Raw genomic sequence first — 15809 nt, 5'->3', positions numbered from 1 at the left:
TACACCTCATTAATTAGGAAGCGTTGCCGGAACCCTGAACACCCCGTTCCCCCGCCACCTCCCCGCCTCCGTTCGGCCTCACCTCGTCAAATCTTCCCCCAACATTTTGCGCGCTTCTCCGCCTCCGCTGGCGAATCCGCCCTTCCCGAGCGAAGCGAAAAAACCGGCGAGAACCCGATCGGCACCGGGAAACGCACCGGTCGTGAAGAAAAATACTAATGCTGGACCATCCGACGCCCGACCGCTCCCTCCCCGCCAACCGACACGTCCTAACCTGCGGTCGGAGGCGGCAGCGCCCCGCGCGGCTCCGCGAGCTGCCGCGCCACCGGACCGTCGAGCACGACGGTCTGCGTCGGAAACGCGAACGACAACCCTTCCGCGTAAACCGCGCGCATGAATGCCAGATTCAGCCGCTGTTTTAACGCCATCGCTTTCGCGAAGTCCGGCGACTTCGTCATGTAAACGATCCACAGGTCCAGCGACGAGGCATTGAAATCGCGAAAGAAAACCATGACCGACGCCGGATCGATCTCGGCCTCCGCCAAAATCAGCCGACGCACTTCCGCGATGATCGCCTCCATCTGTTCCGGCCGCGTATCGTAGGTCAGTCCGATCACCTGCTCAAAACGCCGCTGCGTAAACCGCGACAGGTTCGTGATCGCTTCGCTCGCCACGCTCTTGTTCGGAATCACGACCAGCGATTTGTCGGCGGCCCGCAGCCGCGTGGACCGCAGCCCGATGTCTTCGACGAGGCCCAGATTGTTACCAATCTTCACGAATTCGCCGATCTTGAACGGCTGATCGGTCGCCACCACGACGGACCCGAACACGTTCGCGAGCGTGTCTTGCGCCGCGAGCGCAAACGCCAGACCGCCGAGCCCAAGACCGGCGAGCAACGTCTTCACATCGTAGCCCAGGCTCTGGATGATGAGCAGCGCACCAAACACACCGAACACCGCCAGCAGCGTCTTCTTGATCCACGGCAGAAACGCCGCGATGCCCAGTTGCCGCTGCAACGCGATCTCGCGCGCGTGGTCCAGCACCGCGTTGAACGCGCGGAGCACGCCCCACAAAATCACGAGCGAAAACGCAATCGTCGACGCATAGCCAATCGTGTTGTCGGTCGCCACGCTCAGCTTCAACACCTTCAACGCCGCCACCATGCCGGCCACACTGATGAGCGTGGCAGTCGGCGTCTCGAGCGCCGGGAAAAGCTTGTCGTCGAGCGTCGTCTTCGTCCGCGCCGCGACCTTCTTGAGATGATGGAAAATCAAATCCGTCACCACGCGGCGCAACAGGAAGGAACCGATCAGCAACAGCCCCGCGATGACATAGTGGGCGATCGTGTTGCCGCTGCTGCGGACATTGAACAAGTCGAGGATCGCGTCCACGAGGTGCTCGAGGAAATCGGGCGGCCGCCGGGCGGGACGCACCACCACTGCCGCCGCGGCCGCCGTCGTCGCATCGTGGGCGGCAACCGCGCTCCCCGGAGCGGGCGCCGGAGTCGCCGGCGCGCTGGTCGCCGGTGCGGCGGCGGCCGCGGGATCGGCGGATTGAGCCGCGGCAAAAGGCGCCGCGAGCGCAAGGCCCAGCAGGAGAGGCAGCAGAAGCAGTAGCCGTTTCATGGAAAGCCGCCCAATCAACGGCCCGGCAAATCCGTGTCAAAGGGTTTGCCGCCGGCGCTCCACGCTTGCCCGCCGCCCGCGGCCGCCAGCACACTCCCGGTTTCCATGACGCCGATCCTCGGAGTTGTCGCCGCATTGCCTGCCTGGGCCTGGGTGGGGTTTTTCGCGCTCATCATCGCACTGCTGGCGATCGATCTCGGCGTTTTCCAACGCCAGCCGCACGTCGTGAAAATGAAGGAAGCGCTCGCTTGGTGCGGCGTGTGGGCCGCCCTCGCGATCGCGTTCGGCGCGGTGGTGTGGTGGTGGCGCGGCGCGGAAGCCGGCCAGCAGTTTCTCTCCGCCTATCTGGTCGAATTGTGCCTGAGCATGGACAACGTTTTCGTGTTCATCCTCATCTTCGCCTACTTCCGCGTGGAGCCGCGCTTCCAGCATCGCGTGCTGTTCTGGGGCATCATCGGCGCCGTCGTGATGCGGGCGATTTTCATTCTCGTGGGCGTCGGGGTCATCGCACGTTTTCATTGGGTGCTGTATGGGTTTGGCGCGTTTCTCGTTTACACCGGCATCAAGCTGGCGCTGCCCGGCAGCGGCGAGACGGAGGTGCACCCCGAACGCAATCGCGTGGTGCGCCTCTTCCGCCGGTTCTTCCCGGTCGCGCCCGAGGCCCACGGGAAAAACTTCTTCGTGCGACATGAAGGGCGGCTGGCGGCCACGCCGCTGTTCATCGTCCTGCTCGTGGTCGAAACGTCCGACGTGATGTTCGCGCTCGACTCCATCCCGGCGGTGCTCGCGATCACGAAGAGCGGCTTCATCGCCCTCACCTCAAACATCTTCGCGATCCTCGGGCTGCGTTCCCTCTACTTTGCCATCCACGGTGTGATGCAACTCTTCCGTTTCCTGAAAATCGGGCTCGCTGCGATCCTGACCTTCATTGGCGTCAAAATGTTGATTGAGCACTGGGTCGTCATCCCCACCGCGGTTTCGCTCGCGGTGATCGGCGGCGTGCTGGGACTCTCGATGCTCGCCTCCGTCATCGTGCCGGCGCCGGCGAAAGCGTTGCCAGGTAACGCGGCCGACGACGTCTCGCGCGACGCGAATCCGCACTGAGCCCCGCCGCTCTTTCCGGCTTATCCGGCCATCGAAGCCAAGGCGCGGCGGCCGAGCGGTGACGACGCGGGTGCCGCGAGCTGCGCCACCTCCGCCCCGCGGCGAAACGTGTAAGCGTTGCGTCGGCGGAGCGGTGCCGCCGCGCGCGGCGGCGCTTCGAGCGGACGCCGCTCCGTCGCGTAGTCGGCGCAAAAGCCGAAGATCAGCGCCGCGGCGGCAAACATCGCGACGAACGATTCGCCGGCCAGCAGCCAAGTGGGCTCACCCGAAAACATCGGGACGAGAATTGCTGCCGGAGCGGCCGCGAGGGCTGAGACGGCGGAGAAGGAGACGAGCTTGTTCATGGAATTTGAGTTGATTGACGGCATGCTTTGCAACGCGCGTGCCAGCTCGGTCAGCCATCGCCTAACTTTCTTTTCATTAGCTTGTTAAATTATTTCTCGGCGCCCGCCTCGTTGCCGCCGCGGCGGGAAGTGTCCGCACTGCGGGAAGGATGATTCCCGCGAGTGGGACGAACGCCCGGCGGCCGTGCTTCTCGGTTTGCCAGCCACCGGCGCGCGCGCTTCGCTGCTGCGAAACGACCATGCAACGCACACTCGTCAAAGACGCCCTCGCCGCCGCCGCCGCCTGCGATGCCCTTCTCCTCCAAGGCTGGGTGCGCACGCGGCGCGACGCGAAAACCTTCTCGTTCATCGAGCTCAACGACGGCTCCTGCCTCAAAGGCATCCAGGTCATCGCCGACTCAAGTTTGCCCGATTACGCGCACATCGAAAAACTCGCCACGGGCGCGGCGATTAGCGTCCGCGGCCGGCTCGTGCCCTCGCAGGGCCAGGGGCAAAAATGGGAAGTGGTAGCGGAGTCGATCACCGTCGTCGGCGAGGCCGACGCGACGTATCCGCTGCAAAAGAAAGGCCACTCGCTGGAGTTTCTGCGCGAGATCGCACACTTGCGGCCGCGCTCGAATCTCTTCGGCGCGGTGTTCCGCGTGCGCAGCCGGCTCGCGTATGCGATCCACCGGTTTTTTCAGGAACGCAGTTTCGTCTACGTGCACACGCCGATCATCACGGCGAGCGATGCCGAGGGCGCGGGCGACATGTTTCGCGTCACCACGCTCGACCTCGAAGCACCGCCGAAGGACGCCGATGGTCGCGTCGATGCGACGCAGGATTTCTTCGGCAAGAAGACGTTTCTCACCGTGTCAGGCCAACTGGAGGCGGAGATTTTTGCGTGCGCGCTGAGCAACGTTTACACGTTTGGCCCGACGTTTCGTGCGGAGAACTCCAACACCTCGCGCCACGCCGCCGAATTCTGGATGATCGAACCGGAGGTGGCGTTCTGCGATCTCGACGGCGATATGACCCTCGCCGAGGAATTCGTGAAATATCTCATCCGCGACGTGCGCGAACACTGCGCCGCCGACCTCGAGTTCTTCGGCAAATTCGTCGACAAGGAGCTGCTCCCGCGCCTCGACTTCGTGCTAGAAAAACCCTTCGTCCGCTGCAGCTACACTGAAGCGGTCGAGTTGCTGGAAAAGAGCGGCCGCACGTGGGAACACCCCGTGGCGTGGGGCGCGAACCTGCAGGCGGAACACGAGCGCTTTCTCACCGAGGAACACTTCAAGTGCCCGGTCACGGTCTATAATTATCCGCGCGCGATCAAAGCGTTCTACATGCGCGCCAACGACGATTGCGCACCCGGCCGCGAAACCGTCGCGGCGATGGATCTGCTCGTGCCCGGCATCGGCGAAATCATCGGCGGCAGTCAGCGCGAAGAGCGCTTGGAAAAACTTCGCGCGGGCATGGCGCTGCATCACCTCGACGAAAAATCCTACGCGTGGTATCTCGACCTTCGCCGCTACGGCACGGTGCCGCACGCGGGCTTCGGCCTCGGGTTCGAACGCATGCTCATGTTCGTCACCGGCGTCGGCAACATCCGCGACGTCATCCCCTTCGCGCGCACCCCGGGCACCGCGGAGTTTTGACGGCCGCCGCCCGCCGCTCCCGGAGAGCCCCGAGAGGAACATGCCCCTCGGAGTCGCGTTAATTCCAGCGACCTTCGATGTAAAGGTAGCTGTTGCCGCGATGTTCCCACCGCGGCTCCACCCAGTGCGCGCGCCGATGCGGCGGCCGCTGCCACTGGCCCGCGACCCACACGTAGGCATTGCCTCGCCACAACCAGTAACCCGGCACCCACACAAACTCCCGGCCCGGGCGTTGCGGACGTCGCTCGCGAAGCGGAGGCGGGGGCGCCTGCCGCACTTCGACCACTTGTGCGCCGATCACCGGCTCGCGCACCACCGCTTCCGTCCGGTAGCCCCGTTCAGGTTGCGAGGCACAGCCCGCTCCCACCCAAAGCAGACCCGCCGCCAGTCCCCCCGCCGCCCAGCCACCGAGGTGCCGAATCGCTGAAGTTTTCATGCGGCCATGGACCGCACCGGCGGGCGTTGGTGCGCCTCACCCCTTCGAACCCGTCGTGGCGATCCCTTGGATGAAGAAACGTTGCGCGAAGAAAAACAGCACGATGATGGGCAGCGTCGTCACCACGCTCGCCGCCATCAGATACGGCCACTGCGTGCCCCCGCTCTGCGATTGATAAGCCTGCAGCGCCAGCGACAGCGTGAACGTTTCCCGGCGCGTCAGATAGAGGAGCGGCCCGAGAAAATCATTCCACGCGTAGAGAAAATGAAACAGCGCCGCCGTCGCCAGCACCGGCTTGCTCAAAGGCAGGATGATGCGCCAGAAGATCGACCACTCGCTGCTGCCGTCGATCCGCGCCGCTTCACTCAACTCCTCCGGGATGTTCAGAAAGAATTGGCGCATGAGAAAAATATTAAACGCGCTGCCAAACCACGCCGGCACCCACAACGGCAGCAGCGTCCCCACCCAATGCAGCTCCCGAAACACGCCATAGAGCGGCACCATCAGGACCGGAAATGGCACCATCATCGTGGCGAGCGTGATCGCGAAAAACGCATCGCGCCCCCGCCACTGGAGCCGCGCGAAGCCGTAGGCGACGATGGCATTGGAAAACACCGTGCCCAGCGCGCCCAGGCCGGCCACGAGCAGTGTATTCACCAGAAACCGGCTGAACGGCACATTGCTCTTCGCCTCCGCCGGCGTCGGCTGATCCGCGGTCTGCCCGCCCATCGCGGCCAGCGCCCGCGGATAATTGCTCCACCGAAAATGCACGTGCTCCTCCAGCGCGGCGGGCGCCACGATATCCCAGCGCGGCACGGCGGCTCCCAAATCGACATCAAAACGCTCCGTCACCCGCCACCAGCCGACCTCCGTCCGATGCAAAATCTTCAGGCGGTCCCTCTGCGCCGCCGCTTCGGGGGCCGACAAGAAAAGCTGCCGCCCCGCCTGCGCTCCCTTGGTCATTTCGACCACCACGCCCGCCGTCGGCAGAGGATAGTCTTTCGTCACCTCCATGCGCACGCCGGCAATCACCGCGTAATACGCGCGCGGCAGCAGTTGCGGCGGCAACGTCATCGCCTGCTCGATCGGCTTGAGCGAGGTCGCCACGAGCCAGACGAACGGCGTCAAAAACACCCCGCCGGCGAGCAGCAAGAGCGCATAACGAAACGCAGCGGTGGAGCGTGGGGCGGCCATGTCAACTTGCGTAGTTGAGATGCTTGCGCGACAGCCGCGTGGCCAGCCACGTCAGCGACGCGATGATGACGAAAAGCACATAGGCCATCGCGCTCGCGTAGCCCATGCGCAGATCGTAGAACGCCGTCGAAAACAGATTCAACGTGTAGAACAGCGTCGCGCGCGCCGGGTTGCCGTCCGTGCCGCCCGCCGCCCCGCCGCCCGCTCCGGACGACATGATGAACGCCTGCGTGAAAACCTGCAGCGCGCCGACCAGGCTGATCACGACGTTGAAATACACCACCGGCGAAATCATCGGCAGCGTAATGTGCCAGAACCGCCGCCAGCCCGACGCGCCATCGATCGCCGCCGCTTCATAGAGTTCACGCGGCACATTTTGCAGGCCCGCGAGGTAGATGATCATCGCATTGCCCGTGCCCCACAGGCTCATCAACACCAGCGCCGGCTTCGCCCACGCCGGATCCGCCAGCCAGAGCGGTGGCTCCAGCCCCACGAGCGCCAGAATGGGCCGGAGCGCGACATTGATCAGACCGAACTGGCCGTTCAGCAACCAGAGCCACAACAGCGCCGAGGCCACCACCGGCACGATCGAGGGCAGATAAAACAGCGTGCGGAAAAACGGTTTCCCCCTCACGTCGGCATGGAGCAAAAGCGCCAGCCCCAAAGCGACCACCGTTCCCAACGGCACGGACAACCCGGCATAAAATAACGTATTGTAGAGTGACTTCCAAAACAGGTCGTCGTGCACGAGCTGCCGGTAGTTTTCCGTGCCGCACCACACCGGCGACGTGAGAATCGAATAGTCGCAAAAGCTATAGTAAAGCGACGCCAAGACCGGGTAGCCCGTGAAGAGCCCCAGGCCGACGATCCACAGGCTGGTGAAGCCCAGTCCGGTGAAAAGCTGGCGGCGTTCGCGCGGGGTCATGGCGTGGCGGGGGCCATCATTTCCTGCGGCAGCAGTCCGTGGCGCTCAAGACTGCGGCGATAGCGCGCCCACGCGACGTCCAGCCGCGCCTGCGCGTCCGCCAGCGCCTGACCGGGAGTCGCCATCAGCAGGCGCACGCGATCGAAAGCCGTCGCAAGCTCCCGATTGTATTCCGGAAAAATCCCCACCTCGCCCAGAAACGCCGCGTGCGGACTCGCCGCGAGGGTGCGGAATTCTTTGATATAAGGATGCGGATGATGCTCCGTGAAAAACGGGCTCCACTGCCGCATCGGAGAATTTTTCTCCTGCATAAAACACAACAACTCACCCCCCTGCAGCTCCGCGCGCGTGCGGGCGTTGGGGTTGTGCGAGTTTACAAACTTGATGAACTCCCACGCCGCCGCGGCGTGCTTCGCGCCGCGCGGAATCACCAACACATCCGACTCGACCATTGCGAAATCTTTCACCCCGGGCACCGCCTCTGGCCACGGACCCACGCCAAAGTCCAAACCCGGCTTGTATTGACGGATGTAGTTGTTGAGCCACACGCCTTGGAAAACCATCGCGATTTTCCCCGTGTAAAACGGATTTTGCGCCGAGGTCATCCCGCCAAACCCCGCCGCAAACGTGTTGATCGCATCCGGCCCGCCGTTGTCGCGCGTGAAGCCCGCCACCCATTCCATCGCCGCGAGATTGTGCGGATCTTTCGCGAGCGTGACGCCGTGGGCGTCCCATAATTCCCCTCCAAACCACCGCAGGAAAATCCCCGGCCACCAGCCCGGCTCCTGCGGCAGGAAGCCCATCTGCAGAATCTCGCCGGTGCGCGGGTCGCGCTTCGTCAAAAGGCGGCAATACGCGTTGAACTCCGCGAGGGTGCGTGGCGGCCGGTCGGGATCGAGCCCGGCGGCGCGAAACATCGTGCGGTTCCAGTGCAACGTCATGACCAGCGGCGTGCTGATGCCCGCGAAGACGTGCCCGTTGTGTTCGCAAATGCTCGCGTAAACCGGCTCGTAGCGCGCCAGCCATTGCGCCGGCGTCAGGCCGTCATGTTCGATATAGGGATCGAGCGATTCCAGCGCGCCCGCATCCGCAAACGCCGCCACCTGCGGCGCCCATAATCCGGCGATGTCGGGCGGATCTCCACCGGCGGTGGCGACGATCGTCTTTCGATCGATCAAACCCACCGGCAGGTAGTCGATCGCGATGCGATCCTGGGAACGCTCGAACTCCGCAATCACCGCTCGAATCGCCCGCTCTTCAAACTGCGTCCACTTTTCCCAATACGTCACATGAATCCGGCCATCCGGCGGCGGAGCCATCGCGTGCAACACCGGCGTCCCCACGCCGCCGAGCCCGCCGACCGCGAGGCAGACGCACGCACGACGGGGCAGCGACACGAGACGGCGGAGGAGGCACAAAAGGGGCAAGCTGGCGGAGTGTAGGAACCGCGATTCGCTTGAAAAGAACCAAACCTCCGCCCAAGTCGTCCTTACCTTTCCCCCTTTTCCCTCGTGCCTCTTTCTTCCCCCGCCTCCGCCCACGCGCGCGACCTCGCGCCCCGCTTCTATCCTTTCTGGTCGATCAACGGCCCGCTCGACCAAGCGCGTCTCCGCCAGCAAATGCGCGACCTGCAGACCGCCGGCATGGATGGCGTCGTTTTCCATCCGCGCTTTTATCCCGGCATCCCGCCCTACATGAGCCCCGACTACCTGCGGGAGGTTTCGGATGCGATTCTCTACGCGAAGGAGATCGGGCTGCGTTTCTGGATTTACGACGAAAACGGCTGGCCCAGCGGCACGGCCGACGGGCAACTCCTCGCGAAATTCCCTGCCAGTGCCGCCGTGCGGCTCGATCTCTTCGCGGAACCGCCGGCCAACGCCCTCGGCTCTTTCCACGTCGATGCGCACAACGCGCTCGTGCCGCCCGGCACTCCCGGCGCGCGCACCTGGCACATGGCGCCGCGGACCGTCGAAGGCATCGACGCGCTCAACCCAGGGGTGATGCACCAGTTTCTCGATCTCATCCATGAACGCTATCGCACCGGGCTCGCGCCGGCGGCGTGGGATTACGTCGAGGCGTTCTTCACGGATGAACCCGAATCCGGCGCGATCAAACCGCCGATGCCCGACCCCGCCGGCGCGCCTTGGTCGCCCGTGCTCGCCGAGCAGTTGCGCGCGCGTTTCGGCCCCGATTTCGCCCAGCGCCTGCCCCTCGTGTTCGCACACGGCGAAGGCGCGGCGGAATTCCGCGTGCAATATTGGGAACTCGTCACCGACCTTTTCGCCGCCGGCTTTCTCGCGCCGTATCGCGCGTGGTGCGATGCGCACGGTAAAAAATTTCTCGGCCACATCAAAGGCGAGGAACACCCCTTGTTCCAACTGCCGATGGGCGGCTCGTTTCATCGACTCTACCGCCAGTTCAGCGCGCCGGGTATCGACTCGCTCGAACGTTTTCCTTCCCTCGATTTCTATCCGCGCCAAGCCGCTGCCGTCGCGCGCCAGTTCGGCGACGGGCGCTGCATGGTCGAGGCGTTCGGCGGCGCCGGTTGGGGCGCCTCGCCCGAAGATCTCGAACGTTATCTGCTCTGGCTCGGCCGCCACGGACTCACGGATTTCGTGATGCACCTCAGTCAGTATCGCCTCGATACACCCGCGATCACCGACTGGCCGCCCTCCGAGCCACTGCACCTCACCTGGCGCGATGTTTACCCCGAAGTGTTGCGCCGCGTGAAAGCCGAACTCGCCGCGCATCCGCCCGCGCCGGTCGATACGCTTGTCGTCGCGCCCTACCGCGGCCTGATGGCTGTATATGAGCCGTGGGAGTTGATGCACACCAACCAGCACAACGCCTCCACGGTTCCCGCTACGCCCGCGAGTCGCCTCAACGCCGCCTTCCTGGCGCAACTCAACCGCCTGAAAGCCGCCGGCATCGCTTACGACGTCACCGACGAACGCACGCTCGAAGAGGAGGGCCGCTGCGAAAACGGCCGCATCCACCTCGGCCGCATGAGCTACGCCCGCCTCATCGTGGACGCCGGCGCGGAACTGCGCGGCGCGCCCGCGACCTGGCCGCGCGCTGACCTTGAATCACTCGCAGCCGCCCCCGCCGCGCCGGTTGCCGACACGCCCACGGCGCGTCCTTCGCGCGAGGCGGCCGCGCTCGACTGGCGAATTGTCGAGGCCCCGGAGAACGCGTGGCTGCTCGAACCGACCCGCGAAGCCGACGGGCTCTTTAGCGCCACATTCGACTTGGCGTTCTCACCCGCCGCGCAACCGCCGCTGCGACTCGCGTTCGCGGACACCGTCGTCGCGCTGAGCGTCGACGACCGCCCCATCGCCTTTCTCCCCAACGACGATGGCACCGGCGCGGACCTGCCGCCGCTCGCCGATGGTCCGCACATCCTCCGGTTTCGCACGAGCGCCGCGCTCCCGCGCGCCTGGTGCTGGCTGCGCGGGAAATTCACCGTGCTCAGCCGCAGTGCATGGGCCGACGGCCCCACCGCCACCCGACGCACGCGCGGCCCGTTTTTCGCCAGCGCGACGCCGCCCCCCGCGAACGCCGAACTCACCGCGGCGGGATATCCGTTTCTGGGTTCGCGCGTCGTCGCCGAAACCATGCTCACCGTGCCCGCCGGAGCCCGCGCGTTGCACCTCCTCAATCTCGCCGGCGATGCGGTTCGCGTTGAGCTCGCCGGCGTCAACCTCGGCTGGACATGGGGCCCGGCGTGGTCGGTGGCCCTGCCGCCCCACGTGACGCCCGGCGCCCATCGCGTGCGCCTCGAACTCGTGCCGAGCACGTTCAATACCTTTGGCCCGCACCGCTATCTTTACGGCGACTGGCCGGTGGTGAGCCCGGATCAAATCATCGGTCGTAAAAACTTCGCCGACCCCGCCGATGCGCCCGAGCACACCCACGGTCCCGACTGGCATTTCAAGCCGCTGCGCCTGCCCGCGAAAATCGCGTTCGCCTGACGGCTTCGCCGCCGACTGGCGGCGCGCACGGTGCCGCCACGTCAACGCGGCGCCGCGCGCGGCGCGGCGAGATATTCGGCGAGCCACGCGAAGACTTCGCGGTGCCAGAGTTCGCGGTTGAGCGGCTTGCGCAGCCCGTGACCTTCGTCCGGAAACAGCACGAGCTTCGACGGCACCCCGCGCCGTTGCAGCGCCGTGAAAAGCTGCAATGCCTCGCCAACCGGCACACGAAAGTCCTGCTCACCGTGCAGGATCAGCTCCGGCGTATGGAAATTCGCCGCGAAACGATGCGGCGAAAAACGCGCGCCCTCCTCCACTTCCCACGGCGCTCCAGGGCCGTCCTCGAGGCGCCACGCTTCGTCGGAGATGCCGGCCATGGACGAAAAATTATACACGCCCGCCTCGCTGATCAGCGCGCGAAACCTCGTCGTGTGGCCCTGAAACCAGTTGATCATGAAACCGCCATAAGCCGTGCCCGCGGCGGCCAGACGCGTTGCATCCACATAAGGCTGTCGCGCGAGCCAATCCGTGCAGGCCATGAGATCGGCATACAGTCGCGCGTTCCCGTCCGCCGAAGCCGCGTCGGCCAACGCCCGCCCGAAGCCCGCACTGCCCGACGGATTCGGCAACGCGATCACGTAACCCTGCGCCGCCCACAGCGCGGGATTCCAACGCCACGACCACGCATCCCCGAACGCCTCGCGCGGTCCGCCATGCACCCACAGCACCGCCGGATATTTCTGCCCGGCAGCAAACCTCGGCGGTTTCACAACCCACATCTGAACCTTCGCTCCGCCCGCGCCTGTCACCGTGACCGACTCGGCCGGCGCGAGCGCAAGCTCGTCGAGTAACGCGCGATTCGGGTCCGCCAACACCGTCGTCGCGCCAGTCTCGCGGGCCATCCGCATCACGCGGGGCGGCTGCGTCAACGTTTGCGCCAGCCACACGAGCGCATGGCCATCGGGCGTGATGTTCAGCGCGCTGTTCGTGCCATTCGCCACGACACGTTGTGGCGACTCGCCGTCGAGGCGGACCGCCCACACCGGTCGGCGACCGTCGTCTGGCGCCGTAAAATAAAGCCCTGCACTGTCCGGGGCCCAAGCCCACTCGCTCACCGGGCGATCAAAATCCGGCGTGAGACTCCGGGTCTCTCCAGTGCTGCGGTTATGCACCATCAACTGGCCACGTGTGGATCGTGCGTCGCGTCGCGCAGGCGCGCGATAGGCCAGCCACTTCCCATCCGGCGAAAAACGCGGCGCGCCGCCGTTCGCTGACGTCTTCGCGACCAGCCGGCGCTCTCCCGTGCGCAGATTGACGGCCACGAGGTCACCGTCACCGCCCGCTGTTTCTCCCCGCAGCGATTCCGCCGCCGTCGCATAAATCAATTCCTCGCCATCCGGAGAAAAGGTGAACCCGTCGCCCGCCGGAAAAAGATCCTCACCTGCGCCTGCGCCGACGTCCGCCACGGCGTTGTGATCGCCCGGCGTCATGTCGCGCGGTTCCGCGGTCGCGCCACCCTGTTGCATCGGCATTACAAATAGATGCCGGCGCCGACCGTCGTCCCACGTGTCGCCTTGCCGGTAAGGCAGCCGCGTGAACACCCGCGCCTTCACCGGCCGGCGCGCAAGTGCCAGCAAACGTTCGCGATTCGCCCGATCGGCTTCGGCGGGCGGCAGCGTGGAATACTCCGGAAACACCGCCGACACAAACGCCAGCGCGCGCCCATCGGCCGACCACACGGGTTGCCCCGCCTCGGTCGCCAGCGCGGTCAGCTTGCGCGGTTCACCGCCCGCCACCGGCAGGATCCAGATCTGCCGCGCGCCATCGCGATTCGATTCAAACGCGATCCAGCGCCCATCGGGCGACCAGCGCGGGTGCTGATCGTCGCGCGGCGAATTCGTCAGCGCCCGTGGTTCACTGCCGCCGCCGACTGGCACGACCCAGATATCGCTATTGGTGCGATTTTCCGCCTTCACGACGTCCGTCACGACAAACGCCGCCTCCCGGCCATCCGGCGAAAGCTGCACGTCGGACACGCGGTGCAGCGCGAGCAAATCATCCACCGTCATCGCGCGCGGCGCGGCGATCAGCACCGGCGCCAGCACCAAGATCATCCCGCTCCCGAGCCATCGCAACGAAGCCGCCATGCTCCACGTTGCCCGCCTCGCCGCGACCGGCAACCCCGGGCGCGAAATCCTGCGATTCGCTCGCCTGCCGGGAAAAAACGTGCAACGTCCGCGCCGTATGACCCCGAGCCCCGTCCGCGATCTCACCGCCTTCAAGGAAGCTTACGAACGCGACGGTTACTTCGTGGTGCCGGCGTTGTTTTCCCCGTCTGAAGTGGCGGAAATCATCGCCGAGTTTGAGGCGATTCACACCGCGGGCGACGCCGAGCGCATTTACAGCGACAAGATCACCGATCCCAACGATCCGCTCACGCACTGGCCGCGCGTCGTCCATCCGCATCGCTTCAACGCCGTCGCCCGCCGCTATCTGCTTCATCCGGAGATCCGCGCCCTTCTCACGGCCACGCTCGGCGCCGAGCCCGTTGCCGCGCAGACGATGTATTATTTCAAGCCGCCCGGTTCGCGCGGCCAGGCCATGCACCAGGACAACCTCTACCTGCTCGTGCAACCCGGCACCTGCGTCGGCGTGTGGACCGCGATGGATGTCTGCGACGAACAGAACGGCTGCATGATGGTCGTGCCCGGCTCCCACCGCGGCAATCTCCTCTGCAACGAAAACGCGCACCTCGGCGAATCGTTCGCGCCGGGTTTTGTGCGCATCCCGAAAGGCATGAAGGCCGTGCCCGTCCGCCTGCAGCCCGGCGATTCGCTCGTGTTTCACGGTCAACTGATCCACGGCTCCGGCCCCAACCGCCACCCCACGCGTTTCCGCCGCTCCTTCATCGGCCATTACGCGGCGGGCAACGTCCAGCAAATCTCCCAGTTTTACCTGCCACTCGTGAAATTCGCGGACTCCGCCGACTACGAAGTCACCGCCGTGACTGACGGCGGCGCGTGCGGCGAGACGTGGCAAGGCGCGGCGCACTAACGCCGCCCACCCCTTCGCATGAAACGCCTTCTGCTCGCCCTCGCGGCGCTCGCTGGCGCGGCCTCCGCTCGCGCGGATGTCACGCTCGCCTCGCTGTTCCAAGATCACGCCGTTCTCCAACGCGACGCGCTCGTCCCCGTCTGGGGCCGCGCCGATCCCGGCGAACGCGTCACCGTGACCTTTCGCGATCACACCGTCAGCGCCACGGCAGGGCGCGATGGCCGCTGGATCGCGCTCCTGCCTGCGTTGGAAGCCTCCGCCGAAAGCGCCCCGCTCACGGTGACGGGCAAAAACGTCGTCACCCTGCAAGACGTCGTCGTCGGTGAAGTTTGGGTGTGCTCCGGCCAGTCCAACATGGAGTTTCCCGTCGACCGCGCGGTGAACGCGACCGCCGAGATCGCGGCGGCCAACGCGCCACTCATCCGCCACATCCGCATCGATCACGCCGTCGCGGACACTCCCGCGGACGCCGTTGCCACGTCCGGCTGGCTCGCCGCCACGCCCGAAAACGTCGGCCACTTCACCGCGGTCGGTTACTTTTTCGCGCGCGACGTTTATCGCAAAATCGGCGTCCCCATCGGGCTGATTCACAGCAGTTGGGGCGGCACCCCGATCGAATCGTGGTTGAGCGAATTCACGCTGAGCGATCCCGCGTTTGCCGCGGTGCATGCCCGCTGGGCGAAAGACGTGGCAGTGTTTCCGGCGCGCCAAGTGGCCTACGCGGCGGAAAAGGCGGCGTGGGATGCCGCCTCGGCGCACGCCAAAGCCACGCACACGAAAAATACGCTGCCGTGGCCCCAACCCGCGGTCGGCCCCGGCACGCCCTACCAAATCAGCGGGCTCTTCAACGGCATGATCGCGCCCCTCGCCCCCTACGCGATGCGCGGCGTGCTATGGTATCAAGGCGAGTCCAACGCGCCGCGCCCGGCGGAATATCGCGCGTTGTTTCCCGCGTTAATCCGCAGTTGGCGCGCGCTCTGGGGCGAGGGCGATTTCCCTTTCTACTTCGTGCAAATCTCCTCTTACGAGAGCACGGATTTCTGGCCGCCCCTGCGCGAGGCGCAGGCCGAGGCGCTCGCCCTGCCCGCGACAGGCATGGCCGTGACCCTCGACATCGGCGACCCCAAGGACATTCACCCGCGCAACAAACAGGAGGTCGGCCGCCGACTGGCGCTGATGGCGGAAACGAAAGTCTACGACATTCCGGGCGACGCGAGCGGGCCGGTCTTCGCCTCGGCCACACCGGAAGGCTCGGCGTTGCGCGTGCGGTTCACGCACGTGACGAGCGGTCTGGTCGCTTACGACAAACCGCTGCAGTCACTCGAAGTCGCGGGGACTGACCGCGTGTTTCATCCCGCGGAAGGAAAGATCGACCGGGGCACCCTCGTCGTGCGGTCACCGAGCGTGCCGCATCCCGTCGCGGTGCGCTACGCCTGGAGCAACGTCCCGCAGGCGAACCTCTTTAACGGCGCCGGTTTGCCCGCGGCGCCGTTTCGGAGTGACGACTGGTAAGCGCGCC

General features: G+C 65.6%; 12 protein-coding genes. 5 read left to right on the top strand and 7 right to left on the bottom strand.

Features of this window, described 5'->3' with window-relative positions:
• Positions 1-269: 269 nt before the first annotated feature.
• Positions 270-1625 carry a mechanosensitive ion channel family protein gene (locus K0B96_RS00720; protein ID WP_220162687.1) on the bottom strand — a complete coding sequence of 452 codons (1356 nt, stop codon included), beginning with the start codon at positions 1623-1625 and terminating at the stop codon, positions 270-272.
• Positions 1626-1730: 105 nt separating this feature from the next.
• On the opposite strand from K0B96_RS00720, the gene K0B96_RS00715 reads away from it, so the two are divergent.
• Entirely contained in the window at positions 1731-2729 is a 999-nt protein-coding gene (locus tag K0B96_RS00715; RefSeq protein WP_220162685.1) for a TerC family protein, read from the top strand.
• 20 nt (positions 2730-2749) lie between these two features.
• Here the strand turns inward: K0B96_RS00715 and K0B96_RS00710 are convergent, their stop codons facing one another.
• Entirely contained in the window at positions 2750-3073 is a 324-nt protein-coding gene (locus K0B96_RS00710) for a hypothetical protein (protein ID WP_220162683.1), read from the bottom strand.
• A gap of 239 nt (positions 3074-3312) precedes the next feature.
• Between K0B96_RS00710 and asnS the strand changes: the two genes are divergently transcribed.
• Positions 3313-4710, top strand: a complete 1398-nt coding sequence (gene asnS, locus K0B96_RS00705; RefSeq protein ID WP_220162681.1) for an asparagine--tRNA ligase — start codon at positions 3313-3315, stop codon at positions 4708-4710.
• Positions 4711-4768: 58 nt separating this feature from the next.
• Here asnS and K0B96_RS00700 read toward each other — a convergent pair whose 3' ends face one another.
• From K0B96_RS00700 to K0B96_RS00685, 4 genes are read right to left on the bottom strand one after another with little or no spacing between them, the layout of a single operon-like run.
• The gene (locus K0B96_RS00700) at positions 4769-5146 is read right to left on the bottom strand and encodes a hypothetical protein (protein WP_220162679.1); all 378 of its coding nucleotides are present in this window, start codon (positions 5144-5146) and stop codon (positions 4769-4771) included.
• Positions 5147-5182: 36 nt separating this feature from the next.
• Positions 5183-6340 carry a carbohydrate ABC transporter permease gene (locus tag K0B96_RS00695; RefSeq protein ID WP_220162677.1) on the bottom strand — a complete coding sequence of 386 codons (1158 nt, stop codon included), beginning with the start codon at positions 6338-6340 and terminating at the stop codon, positions 5183-5185.
• A 1-nt stretch (position 6341) separates the two neighbouring features.
• On the bottom strand, positions 6342-7265 hold the full coding sequence (locus K0B96_RS00690) for a carbohydrate ABC transporter permease (RefSeq protein WP_220162674.1): 924 nt from the start codon (positions 7263-7265) through the stop codon (positions 6342-6344).
• A complete protein-coding gene (locus K0B96_RS00685) occupies positions 7262-8662 on the bottom strand; it encodes an ABC transporter substrate-binding protein (RefSeq protein ID WP_220162672.1) in 1401 nt (466 codons plus the stop codon). The genes K0B96_RS00690 and K0B96_RS00685 overlap by 4 nt, the downstream gene beginning before the upstream one ends.
• A 114-nt stretch (positions 8663-8776) precedes the next feature.
• On the opposite strand from K0B96_RS00685, the gene K0B96_RS00680 reads away from it, so the two are divergent.
• Entirely contained in the window at positions 8777-11236 is a 2460-nt protein-coding gene (locus tag K0B96_RS00680; protein ID WP_220162670.1) for a hypothetical protein, read from the top strand.
• A 41-nt stretch (positions 11237-11277) separates the two neighbouring features.
• On the opposite strand, the gene K0B96_RS00675 is transcribed toward K0B96_RS00680, so the two are convergent.
• Positions 11278-13383 (bottom strand): S9 family peptidase, encoded by a 2106-nt coding sequence (locus tag K0B96_RS00675; protein ID WP_220162668.1) that lies wholly within the window; start codon positions 13381-13383, stop codon positions 11278-11280.
• Here K0B96_RS00675 and K0B96_RS00670 point away from each other — a divergent pair.
• Both K0B96_RS00670 and K0B96_RS00665 read left to right on the top strand, forming a co-directional pair.
• Positions 13382-14290, top strand: coding sequence for a phytanoyl-CoA dioxygenase family protein (locus K0B96_RS00670; RefSeq protein ID WP_220162666.1), 909 nt, complete (start codon positions 13382-13384; stop codon positions 14288-14290). The genes K0B96_RS00675 and K0B96_RS00670 overlap by 2 nt on opposite strands.
• 18 nt (positions 14291-14308) lie before the next feature.
• Positions 14309-15802: a sialate O-acetylesterase gene (locus K0B96_RS00665; RefSeq protein ID WP_220162663.1), complete on the top strand. Its 1494-nt coding sequence runs from the start codon at positions 14309-14311 to the stop codon at positions 15800-15802.
• Positions 15803-15809 lie beyond the last annotated feature (7 nt).

It is taken from the genome of Horticoccus luteus (assembly GCF_019464535.1).
Lineage (GTDB): Bacteria > Verrucomicrobiota > Verrucomicrobiia > Opitutales > Opitutaceae > Horticoccus > Horticoccus luteus.
Note: the sequence above shows the minus strand (reverse complement) of the source record. Positions and strands in the feature narration are given on the sequence as shown.

What these genes read in the sequence shown, in the direction of transcription:
- K0B96_RS00675 (WP_220162668.1), bottom strand. Translation starts at nt 13,383, where the DNA reads ATGGCGGCTTCGTTGCGATGGCTCGGGAGCGGGATGATCTTGGTGCTG.
- K0B96_RS00690 (WP_220162674.1), bottom strand. Translation starts at nt 7,265, where the DNA reads ATGACCCCGCGCGAACGCCGCCAGCTTTTCACCGGACTGGGCTTCACC.
- K0B96_RS00665 (WP_220162663.1), top strand. Translation starts at nt 14,309, where the DNA reads ATGAAACGCCTTCTGCTCGCCCTCGCGGCGCTCGCTGGCGCGGCCTCC.
- K0B96_RS00720 (WP_220162687.1), bottom strand. Translation starts at nt 1,625, where the DNA reads ATGAAACGGCTACTGCTTCTGCTGCCTCTCCTGCTGGGCCTTGCGCTC.
- K0B96_RS00670 (WP_220162666.1), top strand. Translation starts at nt 13,382, where the DNA reads ATGCTCCACGTTGCCCGCCTCGCCGCGACCGGCAACCCCGGGCGCGAA.
- K0B96_RS00715 (WP_220162685.1), top strand. Translation starts at nt 1,731, where the DNA reads ATGACGCCGATCCTCGGAGTTGTCGCCGCATTGCCTGCCTGGGCCTGG.
- asnS (WP_220162681.1), top strand. Translation starts at nt 3,313, where the DNA reads ATGCAACGCACACTCGTCAAAGACGCCCTCGCCGCCGCCGCCGCCTGC.
- K0B96_RS00695 (WP_220162677.1), bottom strand. Translation starts at nt 6,340, where the DNA reads ATGGCCGCCCCACGCTCCACCGCTGCGTTTCGTTATGCGCTCTTGCTG.
- K0B96_RS00710 (WP_220162683.1), bottom strand. Translation starts at nt 3,073, where the DNA reads ATGAACAAGCTCGTCTCCTTCTCCGCCGTCTCAGCCCTCGCGGCCGCT.
- K0B96_RS00700 (WP_220162679.1), bottom strand. Translation starts at nt 5,146, where the DNA reads ATGAAAACTTCAGCGATTCGGCACCTCGGTGGCTGGGCGGCGGGGGGA.